The 15238-nt window shown below is 39.3% G+C and carries 20 protein-coding genes; 1 reads left to right on the top strand and 19 read right to left on the bottom strand.

All coding sequences use genetic code 11. From position 1 onward, the window contains the following. Positions 1-847: 847 nt before the first annotated feature. Positions 848-1042, top strand: coding sequence for a hypothetical protein (locus tag A9G48_RS05795; protein WP_065575943.1), 195 nt, complete (start codon positions 848-850; stop codon positions 1040-1042). A 22-nt stretch (positions 1043-1064) separates the two neighbouring features. Here the strand turns inward: A9G48_RS05795 and A9G48_RS05790 are convergent, their stop codons facing one another. The 19 genes from A9G48_RS05790 to A9G48_RS05705 form a co-directional block, all read right to left on the bottom strand. Then, complete coding sequence (locus A9G48_RS05790) at positions 1065-2759, bottom strand: hypothetical protein (RefSeq protein WP_065575942.1); 1695 nt, start codon at positions 2757-2759, stop codon at positions 1065-1067. Between the two features lie 3 nt (positions 2760-2762). Continuing rightward, positions 2763-3344 (bottom strand): baseplate complex protein, encoded by a 582-nt coding sequence (locus A9G48_RS05785; RefSeq protein ID WP_065575941.1) that lies wholly within the window; start codon positions 3342-3344, stop codon positions 2763-2765. Beyond that, a complete protein-coding gene (locus A9G48_RS05780) occupies positions 3316-3981 on the bottom strand; it encodes a hypothetical protein (RefSeq protein WP_141672965.1) in 666 nt (221 codons plus the stop codon). Before A9G48_RS05780 ends, A9G48_RS05785 begins: the two co-directional genes overlap by 29 nt. Before the next feature lie 6 nt (positions 3982-3987). Next, positions 3988-4596 carry a tail fiber assembly protein gene (locus A9G48_RS05775; RefSeq protein WP_065575939.1) on the bottom strand — a complete coding sequence of 203 codons (609 nt, stop codon included), beginning with the start codon at positions 4594-4596 and terminating at the stop codon, positions 3988-3990. Positions 4597-4617: 21 nt separating this feature from the next. Continuing rightward, positions 4618-6258 (bottom strand): phage tail-collar fiber domain-containing protein, encoded by a 1641-nt coding sequence (locus A9G48_RS11950; protein ID WP_065575938.1) that lies wholly within the window; start codon positions 6256-6258, stop codon positions 4618-4620. Further along, positions 6255-6866 carry a phage tail protein gene (locus A9G48_RS05765; protein WP_065575937.1) on the bottom strand — a complete coding sequence of 204 codons (612 nt, stop codon included), beginning with the start codon at positions 6864-6866 and terminating at the stop codon, positions 6255-6257. The genes A9G48_RS11950 and A9G48_RS05765 overlap by 4 nt, the downstream gene beginning before the upstream one ends. Continuing rightward, entirely contained in the window at positions 6863-8038 is a 1176-nt protein-coding gene (locus A9G48_RS05760; protein ID WP_065575936.1) for a baseplate J/gp47 family protein, read from the bottom strand. Before A9G48_RS05760 ends, A9G48_RS05765 begins: the two co-directional genes overlap by 4 nt. Continuing rightward, the gene (locus A9G48_RS05755) at positions 8031-8357 is read right to left on the bottom strand and encodes a DUF2590 family protein (RefSeq protein WP_065575935.1); all 327 of its coding nucleotides are present in this window, start codon (positions 8355-8357) and stop codon (positions 8031-8033) included. Before A9G48_RS05755 ends, A9G48_RS05760 begins: the two co-directional genes overlap by 8 nt. After that, positions 8347-10398, bottom strand: a complete 2052-nt coding sequence (locus tag A9G48_RS05750) for a phage tail tape measure protein (RefSeq protein ID WP_065575934.1) — start codon at positions 10396-10398, stop codon at positions 8347-8349. The genes A9G48_RS05755 and A9G48_RS05750 overlap by 11 nt, the downstream gene beginning before the upstream one ends. Next, complete coding sequence (locus tag A9G48_RS11595) at positions 10399-10545, bottom strand: DUF6890 family protein (RefSeq protein ID WP_176702000.1); 147 nt, start codon at positions 10543-10545, stop codon at positions 10399-10401. A 44-nt stretch (positions 10546-10589) separates the two neighbouring features. Then, complete coding sequence (locus A9G48_RS05745) at positions 10590-10847, bottom strand: putative phage tail assembly chaperone (RefSeq protein ID WP_065575933.1); 258 nt, start codon at positions 10845-10847, stop codon at positions 10590-10592. Positions 10848-10972: 125 nt separating this feature from the next. Further along, entirely contained in the window at positions 10973-11311 is a 339-nt protein-coding gene (locus tag A9G48_RS05740; protein ID WP_065575932.1) for a hypothetical protein, read from the bottom strand. Beyond that, positions 11304-11663: a D-Ala-D-Ala carboxypeptidase family metallohydrolase gene (locus A9G48_RS05735; protein WP_065575931.1), complete on the bottom strand. Its 360-nt coding sequence runs from the start codon at positions 11661-11663 to the stop codon at positions 11304-11306. Before A9G48_RS05735 ends, A9G48_RS05740 begins: the two co-directional genes overlap by 8 nt. Before the next feature lie 5 nt (positions 11664-11668). Beyond that, entirely contained in the window at positions 11669-11950 is a 282-nt protein-coding gene (locus A9G48_RS05730; protein WP_065575930.1) for a hypothetical protein, read from the bottom strand. A 12-nt stretch (positions 11951-11962) separates the two neighbouring features. Further along, on the bottom strand, positions 11963-12421 hold the full coding sequence (locus A9G48_RS05725) for a phage protein (RefSeq protein WP_065575929.1): 459 nt from the start codon (positions 12419-12421) through the stop codon (positions 11963-11965). Positions 12422-12434: 13 nt separating this feature from the next. After that, the gene (locus tag A9G48_RS05720; RefSeq protein ID WP_065575928.1) at positions 12435-13547 is read right to left on the bottom strand and encodes a DUF2586 domain-containing protein; all 1113 of its coding nucleotides are present in this window, start codon (positions 13545-13547) and stop codon (positions 12435-12437) included. Next, complete coding sequence (locus A9G48_RS05715; RefSeq protein WP_065575927.1) at positions 13548-14264, bottom strand: hypothetical protein; 717 nt, start codon at positions 14262-14264, stop codon at positions 13548-13550. Next, positions 14254-14730: a phage tail protein gene (locus A9G48_RS05710; RefSeq protein ID WP_065575926.1), complete on the bottom strand. Its 477-nt coding sequence runs from the start codon at positions 14728-14730 to the stop codon at positions 14254-14256. Before A9G48_RS05710 ends, A9G48_RS05715 begins: the two co-directional genes overlap by 11 nt. Continuing rightward, positions 14727-15179, bottom strand: a complete 453-nt coding sequence (locus tag A9G48_RS05705; protein ID WP_065575925.1) for a head completion/stabilization protein — start codon at positions 15177-15179, stop codon at positions 14727-14729. Before A9G48_RS05705 ends, A9G48_RS05710 begins: the two co-directional genes overlap by 4 nt. Positions 15180-15238 lie beyond the last annotated feature (59 nt).

The raw sequence follows: 15238 nt of genomic DNA, 5'->3' as shown, positions 1-15238 counted from the left end.
GGATTGCAAATCCGTCTACCTCGGTTCGATTCCGGGACGCGCCTCCATTAAAATCAACGACTTACCCAACAATTTCTTAAGTAGATAACAACCGGTGGCGGTAAAATGGCGGTTGAAATTTTTCAAGAATTTTTATTGATAGAGTTTTATCGATTTAACTTACTAAAGTTAATACACGTTATAAATTTCAGTTTAATTATTTAATAATTAATTGATTATTAAATAATTATGGTTTATTTCAAATTTTGATACACCTGTTTATTGTTCACCTAAAATAAAAATGTTATTATTACTCATAACGTTAATTATTTACTCCGATCTTTTTTATAAGTTAAAAACTGAAAAATATTGAAAAGTATTTCATTTATTTCAGTTTTATACGATCCTTTAAGATCCTTTTTTCAATAAGCCTTTGAGCTTTGTTTTGTAATAAAATCCAACTGAAAAAAAATTCACGTACAAACCTCGTAGGCGGGTGCGGTGTAGCGCCGATTTGGTCACATGATCGATTTTGTCCCCCGATTATTTATTTTTAAAAATTTAGATATAAAAACGCCAATAGTTCAGATGGGTTATTGATTTATTTTAGTTTTGTTTGAAATATATTTTAAAAGTGTTGACTTTATAGGTAGGTGCATCTATAATTATAAACATCAGCAGGGCTGATAAAGCAAACCCCCAGCTTTCGATGGGGGCTTAAGGGAGAAAGAAGATGATTCGGATCTTAATTCTCTTGGTTCTATTAACGGTATATCTACCGGTTTACTAGTTCCAATCAAAGGCGGGGGTGCGACCCCGCCGATGACCTTAATATATCACCGATTAACAAAAAATCAAGAGGCAAACCATGGCATTATCAAAAGCCGAGATCCAAAAAAGAAGCGACGAAAAAAGAGGCTTTAAATCAAAAGGTTATAAACTGCCGATTAAAACCATAGAGATGATCGCCGAATTAAGTGAAATAACGGGCAAACCACAAAGCGCAATCATTTGTGACGCAATCAAATTATATAATAGCATTCTGCAAAAAAGCCCGCAGTAGCGGGCGAGCTGAGGCATAAAAACTATTTAGCAATTACTGGCGAGTATTTTTCATCTAGATTTATTGCGTCAATTTTAACGACAGCAATTTCGCCGGCGTTAGTCGGAGGGGGGGTGTTCGGGTGTGTATGTTGAGCTGTCAAACCAGCTAAACGCTCAATCAGTTCTAATGTGTCTAACATCAATTGCAATACATTTATCTCGCCGCTGCCGATCCAAACCTGCGGGGCAATAACCTCTTGTTTTGCGTCGGCAATACTCTGGCGAATTGTTTTAATCTGTTCTTTGATTTCGTTTGCTGTTACATCAATTTTATTTTTTACTGATATCGATTGATTGCCGTTTATTGTTAATGAGTAATCAACATCAACAAACTGCACAAAATTCGAATTAGTTCCGATTGTGTAATCTTTTAGTGCCAGCTGCGTTATAGTGTTCGCAGATAACTTATAATTACTGTACGTGTTGATAGTATAATTAGCGTTAACTGTTGTTATTTTTGTTGTTGTTTTTTCAGTTGATGAATCGCTATTTAAACAATAATCCCTAGCATTATCTGTTATAGTCTGATCGCTTTCACGTATCATATTGCCGACGTTATCAATCTTGGTAAACACTTCTGCACGTTGTTGCAATAAATGCTCATTTTTTTTTATATTTGGCATTGTTTTATTATTTGGGTAGATATTACGAATAACCGGCTGATCCGGTTTACCGTTAATAAACCCTATTTCCACCTCTGCGCCTTCTTCTGGATAATGATACGATCCACCCTCCGAGCCAATATTTGTGACTGGCAACGGCACAGCCTTATAAACTGGTGTCGTTGATTCTTTGCCGTTTTCATCTAATAACTGCACATTAACGGCGTACTTAGGGCGGAATGGGGTAGATATATCACCCAAGCTTGCCTCATCTGAAATTGCTACAACCTTGGCCATTTTTGATAAGTGGTAGCCGTCTGCCAGTTCCGGGAATTCTTTTTCAATTTGTCGCCGTGCTGCCGATTTTTTCCCTGCTTTGTCCTCAAGGGTTATTATCATGTCATCGTTAATCAAATTGACAATAGAGACCTTTTTACCGTTGATTTTGACACCCGGGCGAAGTTTTGGCACTAGCGGAATTTCAACAATGTTAGATCCAGCGGTTGAAGATGCGATTTTATTTAAATTATCCCCAAAATTGATACATTTATCATTAAAATAACTATCGTTGTAGCTACCGCAATAGATTTTGCCTGTTGGTGTTTGAAAAAATGTATATTCTGGAATATTGAACGCCCTCCCGATCTCTCGCAGCAGATGGAATCCTGTGCCAGAGTGTTTAAAATGTGGGATTTTTATGTTAACATAATCAACACACGGTAAATCGAACTGCAGCCCATTTTTTGATGTTAGATACTCAGTAACAACTGTTAACGTTGGGTGCTGAAACGAACAATCAATTGTTTGTTGATAACAACCGATTAATTCACGTATAAATAGCCTGTTAGCGTTGTGCGCTGCCGTCTGTTCGCTCTCAATATATCCGGTAAAAAATCGTTGTAAATCATTTCCATAACCAACATTTATTATTAATGTTTTATTTTTTAATGCCCCCCTACAGCCAGCAGGAACTGTAATAAAACCTCGCCCGCACGCATTTAGTTCTAGTATAATATTACAGTCAATAATTTGAATGCGTTCATTGTCAATAATTGCATATTTATTTATTTTCATTTACTAACCCATAACATCGTCAACATTAGCTAAAATGTTTTTCTCAAACCACGACAGCGCCTCGTTTTCATCCGCTGGCACACTCTCAATTATTGCGCCGACATGTTCGTCACCATTTTCAACGGCTCGCTGGCGCCCCCTTAATTCTCGTTTTTCCGGTACTGATTTACGCTCTGACAGGACAAATTCAACCTGCCATGCCAGCAGAGTAGAATGCGGAGAAACCGATATCCTCCCACTAAAAACAGCCTCACGCAAATTCATGACGTTAGCTGTAGCATTGGCTACACGATATAATTTTTTAGTGCCGTCGATTTCGGTTTGATATGACAATTCAATCAAACGCCTCAGACGGTCTGGCGCCGAGTGTTCAATTAATCCGCTAACCGCTAATTTTTTTGGTTTGATGCCGTTTTCACTACTGTTTGTTGATGATGAGCCACCACTCTGATCCTCCTCTGGCAAATCATATTCCACCCTAATAGCCAGATTTTTTAATATAATAGATTCACCATCCAGCGCTAATACAATATTATCAACGCCACTAGCAGATCCATTATTGTTTATCTGTGAGTTTTCTATCATGTACTAAATCCAAAATAGGGGTTAAATTGTTATCTGAAAACGCCAGCAAAAACGTAAAAATATGCTGCTTATTTGGTAACCCTTTATGCAAATCACACGGCAAACCACAAAAAAATGTTATATCAATACTACCGCCAGTTAATGACGTCGTCTGACTTGCAACTTTATTTAAAACCGCTGCTTTTTGCTGTGCAAACTGCTGTAATTCACTCATTACGCTATCAATTGATGCTGTAGCGTCTTTTTGTGCTGCTTTTAACGTTTGACTGTTAACAATTGCACGTGTATTGCTGGATGATAGCTGTTTGACAACTTTACGATCTGCAGGATTCGGTATAACCATTTTTGTGATATCTAAATCTTGCACTGTTTTAGCTGTTCTCAGTGCTCGCTTAATTTCCGGCAAATCCCAGCATTGACTGAACGCCGTCAACTGATTAATAAAACCGGTTTCTGTTACAGATGATATCAATATAACAGCAACCGGCGTTATGCTGTCGATTTTTGCTAATAACGCCCTGATCGCCTCTTCGGGTGATAAAAATTTGCTATTAGTGATTTTATATGGCTCAATTGCCACAGCTTCAAAGCTCATTGACTTATATTTTGCTAATGAAAATGTTTTATTACACCACACGATCGATTACTCCGGTTTTTCCGGCCAATCAATTTCTGGCGCAGCATCGACATCAATACGATTTAGTAATGCACGATATTTTTTCCATGTTGCGTATAACGTTTTTTCTTCATCAGTTGCTATTTCTGTATCAATTGCATCTTGTAGATAATCAATTTGCGTAGTAGCTTCGCTTAATAGCTGTTTTTTCTGTGCTGCCGCTACAGCTACATAGTGCTGATGCTGTTTATGTTCATCTAACATCCATTTCTCACCGTCCCAGCTATCAAATTCGCCTGACGGTTTTAATAGCGTGTAGTCTTTTGGAATATCGCCGATTTCTGTTACTGTTAATTCTGCACCTGTTTCAGTTGAGTAGATTTTTTTACCTCTATTATCAAATGGATACGTCCACCGATTTCCAACTCTAACGATCGCACGGGTGTCGTCAACTGATCGTGGAGCATCTAAACAAACGTGCGGCGGCAAACCTATACCCTCCGAAACATATTCGTATGTTGCGTTTACAAATTCACCGGTTCGAATATTTGTGTTATAAATTAATGCCCACCCTGCGGCCACTACAAAACCGCCGCTATCAAACTGGGCCATTACTGGTGTGAATTGATATTTCATTGGTTACTCCTTTACTTTACTTTACTCTGCTTTAACTATATACATAAATGCCAGATTTCGTGGTCGGTTATCGTGAGCAGTCGGTGCGACCCTCGACGCATCAAATATTAATGATTGGTGCGAACCTCCGGCTACGCCTGATACTGTATATGCACCCCAGTTAAAATTACTGGTGTAAAATGCACCACTGCCAATATGGTTAGCTGAGCCACTGATAACTGTTTCGATAGAACCGTGAATATTTCGTATTGCATCCCTCTGCCAACTGAGTATCCCACGTCCTGGGTCAACGTTTTTACCATCATCCCACCCTCGGATAAATTCCCCCCGTAAATCCGGCAGATTTCCGGATGGATACACATGTGCGAGACGTGGATACCGATTTTTATCAAATTTCCAACCGTTGCACTTAAGCCACCCCGGTGGCGGGGTTGTTGTTGGCCATGGTTGAGGTATGCCTACTGGTAGCGAATGGGAACGAACATATTCGTCTAGACCGACAACTCTATCGCAACCGATATACCCATCAATCCCACCATTTTGATTAATCAGCCACGCGAATTTATTTGTTAAATGATTATAAACACCGCAAACTCCATCGTTGCGCATAACAATTTGATAGTTATGATTAGGAGAAAAAACGACAGACTCATTATCGGTAGACGTGAATTTACTAATTACGTTCAATAGATTGTTATGATTTTCAGTTGCTAAATCGTTAACTGTTTTAATAGCCAAAGGCGTTGCTGCTTCTGTTTCTGATGTGCTATTTGTTGCTGAACTAAGCCGAACAATTCCCATTTTTTCAGTCGTTGAATGATCGTACGTTGTAATAAATGACTTCGCCTTAACAACAACTAACTTACCGCTTGCATCAACCGACGCTACACGTTCGACATAGTGCTTAAACCCGTTTGTTTCGTAATCTTTTAAATTAGTGCCAGCAATTAAATTATAGTTTACAGACCACTCTCCAGTTGTCGTCCCAGACAGCCACGCATCAACGTATAACGATTGATTATTTTCAACTGTTATCGATGTTTGCGCCGTGTGCTCAACTCGTAAACCAGCAACATATGCCAGACCTGCAGATACTGTTAATTTGTTATCCTTTTTTGTTATTGTAAAACCGCTGTGAATTGCTAACCGATTATATAAATCATAATTAGTTAATCGAATACGCTCATCTTCGCCAGCTAATCGTTTTGAATAATCGATCTGCCACGTTTGTGCATTAACAGTAATCCCCGTCGATTCAGAAGCGTTATCGATTTCAAGCCAAATTGATTCTGTTATCGTGTTACCTTGACGCTGCCCTGCGGTTTTTATTTTTCGTGTTAGATCAGTATGCATTACCATGCATAGCGTGTTAGTTTCTGCGTTGACAAGCCCGATATAGTTAAATGAAAAATCACCGATGCTAGTGTCAAGAATAACAGAATAAACCACAGTCTTATCATTCAATAACCCCGATTGTGTTACTGGGGCAGTATGTACGATCTGACTTGCGTCAGGCATTGAACCGTTTAAATCGATTTCAGTATCGCCATTGATTCCGCTAATATTTGCAAAAATTACACGATCGAGTTTAATCGGTTGTGACTTGCTCAATTGTTTTATAAAAAACTGTTCGCCTGTTTTTACTATTGCCGTTTTACTCATTGCTGTACTCCATTAAATTCTTTTACTTCACCAAAACCACCCACTTTTAAAATTACTGTTACTTGGTGTATTCGTTTAAAATTAAATTTAGAACCGTTGTAATGTTGATTATTATTAAACTCGCCGCATCTAAATTTCATCGGCTGCACGTGAACAATTTCAAAAAAATAACGCCGACATGTCCGTCCGTATTGCCTTATTATTTCAGTTAGTAGCTCCCGATTATTTGTTAACTGATTATCAGATAATCGCAAGATAATAACGTCCCAGTCATAGCCGCTTTGGCGTTCTAATATTTGAACCGTGCCAATTTCTAGCCGCTCAAATATATTTTTAAACCCAACAACAGATCCCGAATCTGCAGCATTAGCGTATGCGTATTTAATACGTTTTCGATACAGTGCTAGCGGCTCGTTATTTAGTCGTTTAACATCGCGTTGATATGCATATAAAAATAATAATCGCTCGTCGCATGTTAGCGGGTCGAATTGCATAACTGGGAATTTTAACCATTGATACATACGATCCCAGTACTTAACCGCGGCATTAGCCAGTTTTAACGGCTCGCCCCGATTCATCCACACCGGCAGTTTGATTTTTAATTTCATTCTGCGACCTCGGTATTAATGGTTAGATTTCGCAGCCGCGGCACTTCTAACTCGCTGACAATGTCGCCGATGTTAAATACAATCGAATGTAACTCGTTAAATTGTTCGTGTAATTCTTCGTTTAATTTTGAGATACTAAACCGTGAATAAGCATTTACCTGCGTTACGTTATAGTCGTTATTTTGACGAAATACGCAACGTATAAAATGCTCAACGTTTAATACATATTGATTAATGTCGATCGGTTGTTGTTCACGTTCAAAATATAACGTAACAACAACATTAATTTTTTTATCCGGCACAGCAAAGCACTTTAAATCGTCACCGTGCCCGCGGTAACCCTGTCCCATGATGTAATTGTTAACTTTATCGATAAAATATTTTGAATCTACGCCATCATTCAGTAACAAATATAAGTTAGCTGTGCCCGGCCCGCGTGGCGCGTCATGCACAAAATAGACTTGCTTGGTTGAAATACCGGTAATTGTTGTCACAATGCCACGATATACAGCATCAGTATGATAATGACCAACAAAATTGTATTGATTCTTGGTTCTATCCCTTAAATCGTCATCTGATTCAATATTAGCGCCGGGTGAGATCAACCAGTTATCATCGTTTGTAACCGTTACCCCGTCTATCTGTTCAACTAAAAAACGATAATAACCAGCAGCTAAGTTATAGTTTTCACCGCTACCAACTGCTACTACTTGAATGCGTGCAGTTTCGACACCGGCAGGGATGCTATACTCTTGAGTAGTTTGTAATTGATATGTAACGCCGTTAATTTCTGGTGAGCTGATCACCGTGCCCATGGGTATTACTACCGACTGATTTTTATTTGCTTTAGTGAATAATATTTCACCCGTTGCCAATGTTGCAGGTTTACGCTCTAAATTAACCGCATTAGCAAACAAATCTAAAAACTGACCGCTGGCCGTCATTAAAAACATATTCATTAATACATTTTTGATAAATGCATCTTTTAGCCAAATATATGGCCGTATCACAATCGCAGACATCAAACGCCAAAATGGCGAATACTTCGACGTGTTTGTAATTAAACCCTCCGCCTTTGTTAATTCTTCGAACTCTTTGCGTGCTGCGTTCTCGTCAACCGGCATACCATGATCGTGTAGAATTTTTTCAAACATTTTTTGATAATCAGCCATCGATCGATACTCCAATTTTTCCAAAATCATAAGTGTCTGCTGTAAGATAAAGTCGCTCTGCTGTTTCTTCTTTGATGTGCGCTGTTCCCGGCACTATGCGGCGGTCGCTTTCAACTAACAAAATAATCTTAGTAAACACGTCATACCGCATTGTTGGCGAGCGTTCAGCAACTAATTCAGTCGCTAAACCGCTTTCAATAATCGCATGTTTAATATCTTGCCCGATGCTTTGCTGATTTTTTGCCAAATTCGGCTCATAGCCGTTATTTAACGAAAAATCACGATCTGTAATGAGTAAATCAAAATATCTATCCTGCATACAATTGATTCCACTCTTGCAATTGAGCTGGCGTCATCGGCTGCGCGTTATTAATTGTGACCGACTGAATATTCTTACTATTGTCAATATTCTGCGATTTACTGTTTTGAATCTCTTTTGACAATCCACCGTGATCGATATCACGCACGATCGTGCTTGCGATCGGCGATTTTGCAGTGCTAACAGGGGATTGCTCGGGTGCGTCGATTTTTTCGTATTCAAGCAGCTCAATGTTAACGCCCGGGATATAATTTAAGCCGTCGATAATTGTATTAATAACAGCTATTCCCATGTTTTTTACTGTTTTCCATGTGTTAGTAAACATTTTTACTAGCGATTCACCAATTTTTGAAAATGAATCGATAAATGAAAAATCGGTAAAAAATGCAATAAAGCTATCCCACGCATTTGTTAACCACTCAACCACATTAACAAACGCATTGCCAATACCTCTCCAGATACCACAAACAAAATCAAATAAAAACTGAAACCCCTTAATCAACGCTTGAATTATCCAAGTGTCCTTAATGCTATCCCAAAATTGCATTATCCAATTAATACACCACTTTATACCCGCCATTATTTCATCTCTGAAATACCAAACAATTGCAACAAGTGCGATTATCCCCAGTATAATTAAGCCCCATGGTGTAAATAACAACATGACCGCCTTTGATAGCTTTGTGAATATCCCTGTCATCATCTCCAAACCAATTAGCGCACTACGTACATATTTAACAGCAACAGATATACCAACTAATGTAAGTCTAAATAGTTTTAAAATTTGAATTGATGAAACCACGACAAATTTAAATAAATTAAAGACTGCAATTAGCATACTAATAGAGCCCGACAATATAGATATAACAGCAGAAATGCCTGCAAAGCCAAGCAATCCGACCGCAACAATACCGATCCATTTGGCGATGTTTGGGAACATTTCCATCCATTTTGCAAATTTGCCGATAATGCCACTAATAGCATTCATGACAGGCATTAAAACTGGCAACAATGCCCGACCGATTGATTCTTTAATATTCATAAACTGGGCATTAATACGCTCCAGCGGTTTAACATTACCCTGAGCCATTTTTTGCATCAGCTTGAAGTTTTGACCTTTTCCGATTTCTTTCATGTGCTGATTTAATTCATCTGAATTACCAGCCAACGCTTTTACGATATCTGAGCCAGCGCCCAGCGCTTTATCTAAAGCTTCTTGTGCTTTAATGTTCTTTGATAAATCCTTGCCAAATTTACCCTGTATTTTTGCGATAATTTCCGGCATTGATAGCATTTTGCCGTTAGCATCAGCAAACGAAAGCCCTAGCTCTTTACCCGCTTTGCCTAAATTTTTGTACAGCGCGGCATATGACCCCGCCGCACCAGCGCCTAAGCTTTTGCTTGCCATGCTTAGAACGACGGCCTGCTCCGACATGCTTACGCCGTTGTTGGCGGCTGTGCCTTTGGTTTTTTGCATCATGCTTTGCAGTTGCTGAGTTGACACGTTAAAATTATTTTTAGCATATGCAGCTATGCCCGCAGCATGCCGAGCAAAATTTAACTGTCCGATTTTGTTAACTGTTCCTTTGTAGCTAGCTGCCATCTGTTCGATATAAGCGGTTGATGTATCCACGCTTTCGCCGGTAGCTTTTGACAGCATATTCATTGCCGCCACGGCTTGCGGCACGTCTGCATCACTAATCCCCGATAACGCCCCTTTAATTGATGATGCGGAATTAACAAAATCAATAGCACTAGTGCCGTATTCCGCACTGAATTTTTTTGCTGCTGTACGCAGCTCATTAATTGACGAAACACCGCCCAAACTTGCATTTTTAAGAGCCCGATCCATTTCTTCCGCAGGTGATAGTAAACCGGTAATACCCTTGGCAACGGCAAAAAGGGCAATGCTGCCGCCGCCGATTTTTTTAAATGAGCTGGCAGCAGTCGCATTAAATGACTTAAATTGAGACTGCACACGCTTAAGTGGCGCTGTTACGCGATCAGTTAATTTAATTGTAAAATCTAATGATGATGACATTTATTTAACACCTTTAAACGCTTTACCTATGCCGTTTGCTACCGCTGCAGCCATTGCCTCGGCTAAATGATTATCTAGCCATGCCGCACGGGCGAGGCTTTCGCTACTATCATCCTCGCCCGGTAAATAGTAGCGACGTAAAATCAAGAGTTGTTCTAACGAATTCTTCTCAATCCTACTTACTCGCCGATTTAGTTTTTTACTTCGATCTCTAAGTCGGGCGCGTATTGTTTGATAACTTTTTCAATAATCTGTAATGCTGCCCCGACATGGTTTTCTAAAATTTCGTTTAACTTCTCTTTATCTTCTGCTAACACAGTACGACGTAAAAAGTTGGTTGCGGGTGCAATTTTGTCGTTCATCGTGATATCGTTGATATACGTGTTATAAGCCAGCTTTGTTGGTTCGAATGTGATATCTGTGCCATTAATTGTTAGTGTGATTTTCATGTTGTACCTCTATTGTTTCTACTAAAGTGTTATGTCTCAGCGCACAATCGATATAAATACTGCGCCACTCAATTAATGCGTTTTGTATTGCTGCTGCTGAGTTGTTCTCAATTTTCGGCAATATTTCAACGCACTTTGTTAATGTGTTTTGTTGATAAAATTTGCTCGTAATCTGCTGTTTGTTTGTTGAACAGCTCGACAAAATCACGACTAATGCAATTGCTATTAACAGCATTGCTAATGGTCTGCGCTTTCTTGTTATTTTGTCGTTCATACGTTCTTACCTGATTTAACTTAGTTTCTAGCTCTTGCGATTTATTGTTAATAACTGATTGTTGTTGCTGTGTTTCAAAATTTAGCTTGTTTATTTGTTTTAGTGATTTGCTATCATGTTGTAACGATGAAAAATAAATACCAAAACAAAAAATCAACACTGCAATAATCGCCAGTTTGTATTTACTCATTCGATCCCCACCGAGCTTTTACTACTCTAACATCAATATGGGTAAATGTGCGATATCGACCGATCCCGAAATTTTCCGGACATTTTGCATCTAAATAATCAGCAACAGCAGACGGCGGAACGTTTTTTACTCTGATATCAGCAGCGTTACCGAGCACGTGCTGGCTACTGGTTTTACCCCCAACGGCTTGATTATGTTTTTTGCAGCGACATGCGCTATTAACAAAAACAGGAGCATTAAAATAAGCACGAATATCTTCTAATACATCAATTAAAAGTGGATTTACATCATCAAAGCCGCAACCGCATTTACATGCAAATTCTGAGCGTTTAAAGTGTGCTGATAAATTCATTGATTTTATCCTTTTTGTTTTTTATCAATATACGTAATTACAACCCATTCGATAAGCGAATGGCCCAAAATACCCAACAACGCCGCCGCTCCAACAACAACCAATTGCGGCGCGTTCGGATGTGGGATCATGATCAAACCGGCAATCAGTGATGAACCAGTTCCGAGTAACGCTCGCCCTAAAACTTTACGCCATGTAATCGCCTCATCCCCAGCCAACAACTTGGCGACGCCGAGCATAAACCCGACCAATCCAATTTTTACTAACAGCGAATCTTCATTAGTCATCACCGAACTCCATTAATAATTTAATAAATTACGTGTATCAGTTGCGGACAAATATGGTACGCCGTTAATACTGACAAAATCTGGGGACGTGACAATGTAATCGATAGTGTGAGTTGTCTCGTCGTCACTAGATTTATCCGCATTAAGCAGATCTGATATTTTTAATCTACACCCAAAAGCTTCTATTTTTTGGCTTTCATCGCCAGTATCTGCATAAAACATCAAATCAAAGTTTGGTAGATTACGAAATGAACCAGCATTGCGAGCAAAATCAATCAATTTGTTAAAATATTTGCTCGAAAAAGTCAGCGCGCCCTCTGCTGTTACTGAACCAGCAACGTACCCATCTGGGACGCCGTTAGTTGATGCTGCCGCGCTATTATCAGTAATCGATAGCGTCGCGGTTTTTACTTGAACTAATTCGCCGCCGATGTTGACATCGAACGATTTTCCCGTGATTCTTGAACCCATTTAATTACTCCTGTTATTGGTCTAATGACGCATCAAGCATTAAGCTGATAGTGATTTGCATCGGAATATCACGCGTGCGCACAACCGCATAAATATCAACGGTTTTAGGTGTTTTCCACGTGATCATAATGTCGCCATCTTTTGGCGTTTTAACTTCGCCCGGAAATTCAATTCCGTTTATTTGTGATGTGATTGACATTTCACGCATCGGCTTAGCAAAGTATTGCTGATGTACAGCTATCGAATTAGCCGAGCTATTGAATGAGGCATCGGCAATTTTGGCGATCGCTAATAATCGAATTTTACGAGCCACTTTATCGATAACGCGTACTGTTTCGGCTGATTGATAATCACCGCCCTCAACGTCCAGCGTTCTATCATCTGCCCAGTAAACGCCGTCGTAATCCGGATACCACATTGGGACGCTATACCGATTTGCGTTTAGTGTTTGCAGTGTGGCTAATGGCAATTCAACACCGGCAGAATCAACAGGCAGGGTGTCACGCCCTAAATTACTTACCGCGCCAGTTTTAACGCGTGCTAGCGCATCAGCAATGGTTACCGACCGATTGCATGAACGCCCTGCGTTGACAAAAGGCTCGTTGCCAAAAATCATGGGTACAAGTGTAATTGCATATTCATCAATACCATTTTGTAGTGTTGCTAGTCGTGATTCATATTTTGCCCACGTTTCGTCAGTCTGTAGTCCCTCGACACCTAAAATAAATCTTACCCAGCGCCCGTACTTTGCAATTAAATTTTTGCGCAGACTAATGGCTTTATTAATTTCGGCTTTGGTATTGATATTTTCAGCATAAACAACCGCTTCAAACGATCCGATTTTTTGAGCTTGTATTACTGCATCTGTCCAATCTTGGCCATCGTTTAAAATAGCAATACTAGCAAACCAATTCTTTCCTGCGTTTTCTAATGCCGCTAATACGCCTTTTTTTAGTGTACTATTGTCATTGCCCAGCACGCCATTAAAATCAGTCTGGGCATTAACTGATATAATTTGCCCTTTATTTTTATTTGCATTGCCGATAAACAAAAATCGGCGTTCTACTTCGTCGGTTTCGCCCTGAAGTAGATTTAATTGGTTAATTGTAATTGTTGGCCAAGTCATTTAATTTTTACCTCGTTTTATGTTTTGGGCTTTTACATCCCAGCCAAAGCTAATATTTTTAAGTTGTCGTTCTAATATTTTGGAAAATTCATTATCAGTCATACCCATAAATGCACGGCTAGGGATTTTTACTGACCAAAATTGCTTAACTAGCTCATCGACCATTCTTTTTATCACTACGCCCGCCTGTGCCTTTGAATAATTTTCACGAAGCCACTTAACCGATGATTTAACTTCTTTTCCTTTTCTTGAGTGCGTATGTCCCAGCTCTCTTAATTTTTTAATTTGTTGTTTTGTAATCGAACCCTTTTTTTTGCTATTAGATTGCTTTTTAAATTGCTTAGCATTTTGTCGAATTGTCCGCCCATTTTGTTGCACATCAGCAACTACGCCTATAGGAATGTTTTTATCCGACGTGCTTTTATAATGTCCTTTAAAATAGAGTTTCACCGCTTCAATCGCCGGCATTTCTCTAACTACTATATATTTAGCTATTTTTTTCAAAAGCGGGCTTTTACGCTTGCTTTTCCTTTCTTTAAAACCAGAACCATTAAAGTCTTTTTGTTCTTTAATATTCCTTTTTATTGCCGGAATCAGCCCCAACTTTGCTATACGCCACAAAAGACGTTGTTTTTTCTTGGGCGGCATCTCAAGCTTTTTAATAGCTTCTTGTAATTCTTTTAGTTGGGCTTTGTTTAATTCGCCACTAATTTGCATTAATATTCACCTCGTCGGGATGAACCCAAACGCTAGCAGTACCCAATTTATAACGATCACCCTTATATGGTATTGATCCGCTTTCATCTTCGATCAACGTGATATCTTCCGATAAAGGTACCGCAATCATTAAGTACGCTGTTTGTTCGTCATTTTCTGAAACATCAATGTCAGGGTTAACATTATCGAACTGCGCATCGTCCCGGTTTTTGCTTTCAAGCCAACACATGACTAACGCAAATACTAAGCACGGGTCGTAAACTCGATAAGGGAATTCGTCAAATGTTATTACCGCGTCGTATTTCAGTTTTGCGCATAAAAGTTGCTCCATTGGCTGTTTTGTAACTAATTTAAATACGCGATCGATCTCTAAATTGTCCATAAATGAGCTGAATTTTTGCCCACGATAAACCGCAGCTGGCAGGTTATCTTTTAAAAATGTGGTTAACTCAGTAATCAAACTCATATCAGCGCAACCCCGCAGCGGCGTAAGCCCAGTAATTTACGTATTTCCCTTGTACTTTCTGCTAATAATGCCGTTTTCATTTCTTTTTGGCTTTCGCCGATTTTGTCATCTCGACTAGCAATACTGACAAACTCACCGAGCAGGTCGGCTTTGGCTCGTGCAAACACAGCTTTTTTATAAATAATCACTGTTGAAGAAACACCCCCAACGCTGACTACTCCGCAATTTTCGGCGCTCGTAATACCGTTCGCCATTTGTTTATTTTTGTACTGTTCTAACGTTAAATTAATTTCAACAACAGCCGACACGATCGCATCACGCAATAACTGATTATTAATGTTTGGCGACATAGCGCGTTCTATCTGAAATTCTGATAAATTCAGATCGGGCCAAAATCCGTCATTCTGTATAACTGTGTCTGATTGACTAAATGTCTGTCCACTAAACATAAAAACATCCGTAAAATAGCGCCCGTACGCGGGTTTTGAATCCTGACAGATGCCAAATT

It is taken from the genome of Gilliamella sp. wkB18 (assembly GCF_001690875.1).
Taxonomy (GTDB): domain Bacteria; phylum Pseudomonadota; class Gammaproteobacteria; order Enterobacterales; family Orbaceae; genus Gilliamella; species Gilliamella apicola_A.
This window is presented reverse-complemented; position numbering and strand designations above follow the sequence as displayed.

What these genes read in the sequence shown, in the direction of transcription:
- A9G48_RS05795 (WP_065575943.1), top strand. Translation starts at nt 848, where the DNA reads ATGGCATTATCAAAAGCCGAGATCCAAAAAAGAAGCGACGAAAAAAGA.
- A9G48_RS05790 (WP_065575942.1), bottom strand. Translation starts at nt 2,759, where the DNA reads ATGAAAATAAATAAATATGCAATTATTGACAATGAACGCATTCAAATT.
- A9G48_RS05785 (WP_065575941.1), bottom strand. Translation starts at nt 3,344, where the DNA reads ATGATAGAAAACTCACAGATAAACAATAATGGATCTGCTAGTGGCGTT.
- A9G48_RS05775 (WP_065575939.1), bottom strand. Translation starts at nt 4,596, where the DNA reads ATGAAATATCAATTCACACCAGTAATGGCCCAGTTTGATAGCGGCGGT.
- A9G48_RS11950 (WP_065575938.1), bottom strand. Translation starts at nt 6,258, where the DNA reads ATGAGTAAAACGGCAATAGTAAAAACAGGCGAACAGTTTTTTATAAAA.
- A9G48_RS05765 (WP_065575937.1), bottom strand. Translation starts at nt 6,866, where the DNA reads ATGAAATTAAAAATCAAACTGCCGGTGTGGATGAATCGGGGCGAGCCG.
- A9G48_RS05760 (WP_065575936.1), bottom strand. Translation starts at nt 8,038, where the DNA reads ATGGCTGATTATCAAAAAATGTTTGAAAAAATTCTACACGATCATGGT.
- A9G48_RS05755 (WP_065575935.1), bottom strand. Translation starts at nt 8,357, where the DNA reads ATGCAGGATAGATATTTTGATTTACTCATTACAGATCGTGATTTTTCG.
- A9G48_RS05750 (WP_065575934.1), bottom strand. Translation starts at nt 10,398, where the DNA reads ATGTCATCATCATTAGATTTTACAATTAAATTAACTGATCGCGTAACA.
- A9G48_RS05745 (WP_065575933.1), bottom strand. Translation starts at nt 10,847, where the DNA reads ATGAAAATCACACTAACAATTAATGGCACAGATATCACATTCGAACCA.
- A9G48_RS05740 (WP_065575932.1), bottom strand. Translation starts at nt 11,311, where the DNA reads ATGAGTAAATACAAACTGGCGATTATTGCAGTGTTGATTTTTTGTTTT.
- A9G48_RS05735 (WP_065575931.1), bottom strand. Translation starts at nt 11,663, where the DNA reads ATGAATTTATCAGCACACTTTAAACGCTCAGAATTTGCATGTAAATGC.
- A9G48_RS05730 (WP_065575930.1), bottom strand. Translation starts at nt 11,950, where the DNA reads ATGACTAATGAAGATTCGCTGTTAGTAAAAATTGGATTGGTCGGGTTT.
- A9G48_RS05725 (WP_065575929.1), bottom strand. Translation starts at nt 12,421, where the DNA reads ATGGGTTCAAGAATCACGGGAAAATCGTTCGATGTCAACATCGGCGGC.
- A9G48_RS05720 (WP_065575928.1), bottom strand. Translation starts at nt 13,547, where the DNA reads ATGACTTGGCCAACAATTACAATTAACCAATTAAATCTACTTCAGGGC.
- A9G48_RS05715 (WP_065575927.1), bottom strand. Translation starts at nt 14,264, where the DNA reads ATGCAAATTAGTGGCGAATTAAACAAAGCCCAACTAAAAGAATTACAA.
- A9G48_RS05710 (WP_065575926.1), bottom strand. Translation starts at nt 14,730, where the DNA reads ATGAGTTTGATTACTGAGTTAACCACATTTTTAAAAGATAACCTGCCA.
- A9G48_RS05705 (WP_065575925.1), bottom strand. Translation starts at nt 15,179, where the DNA reads ATGTTTAGTGGACAGACATTTAGTCAATCAGACACAGTTATACAGAAT.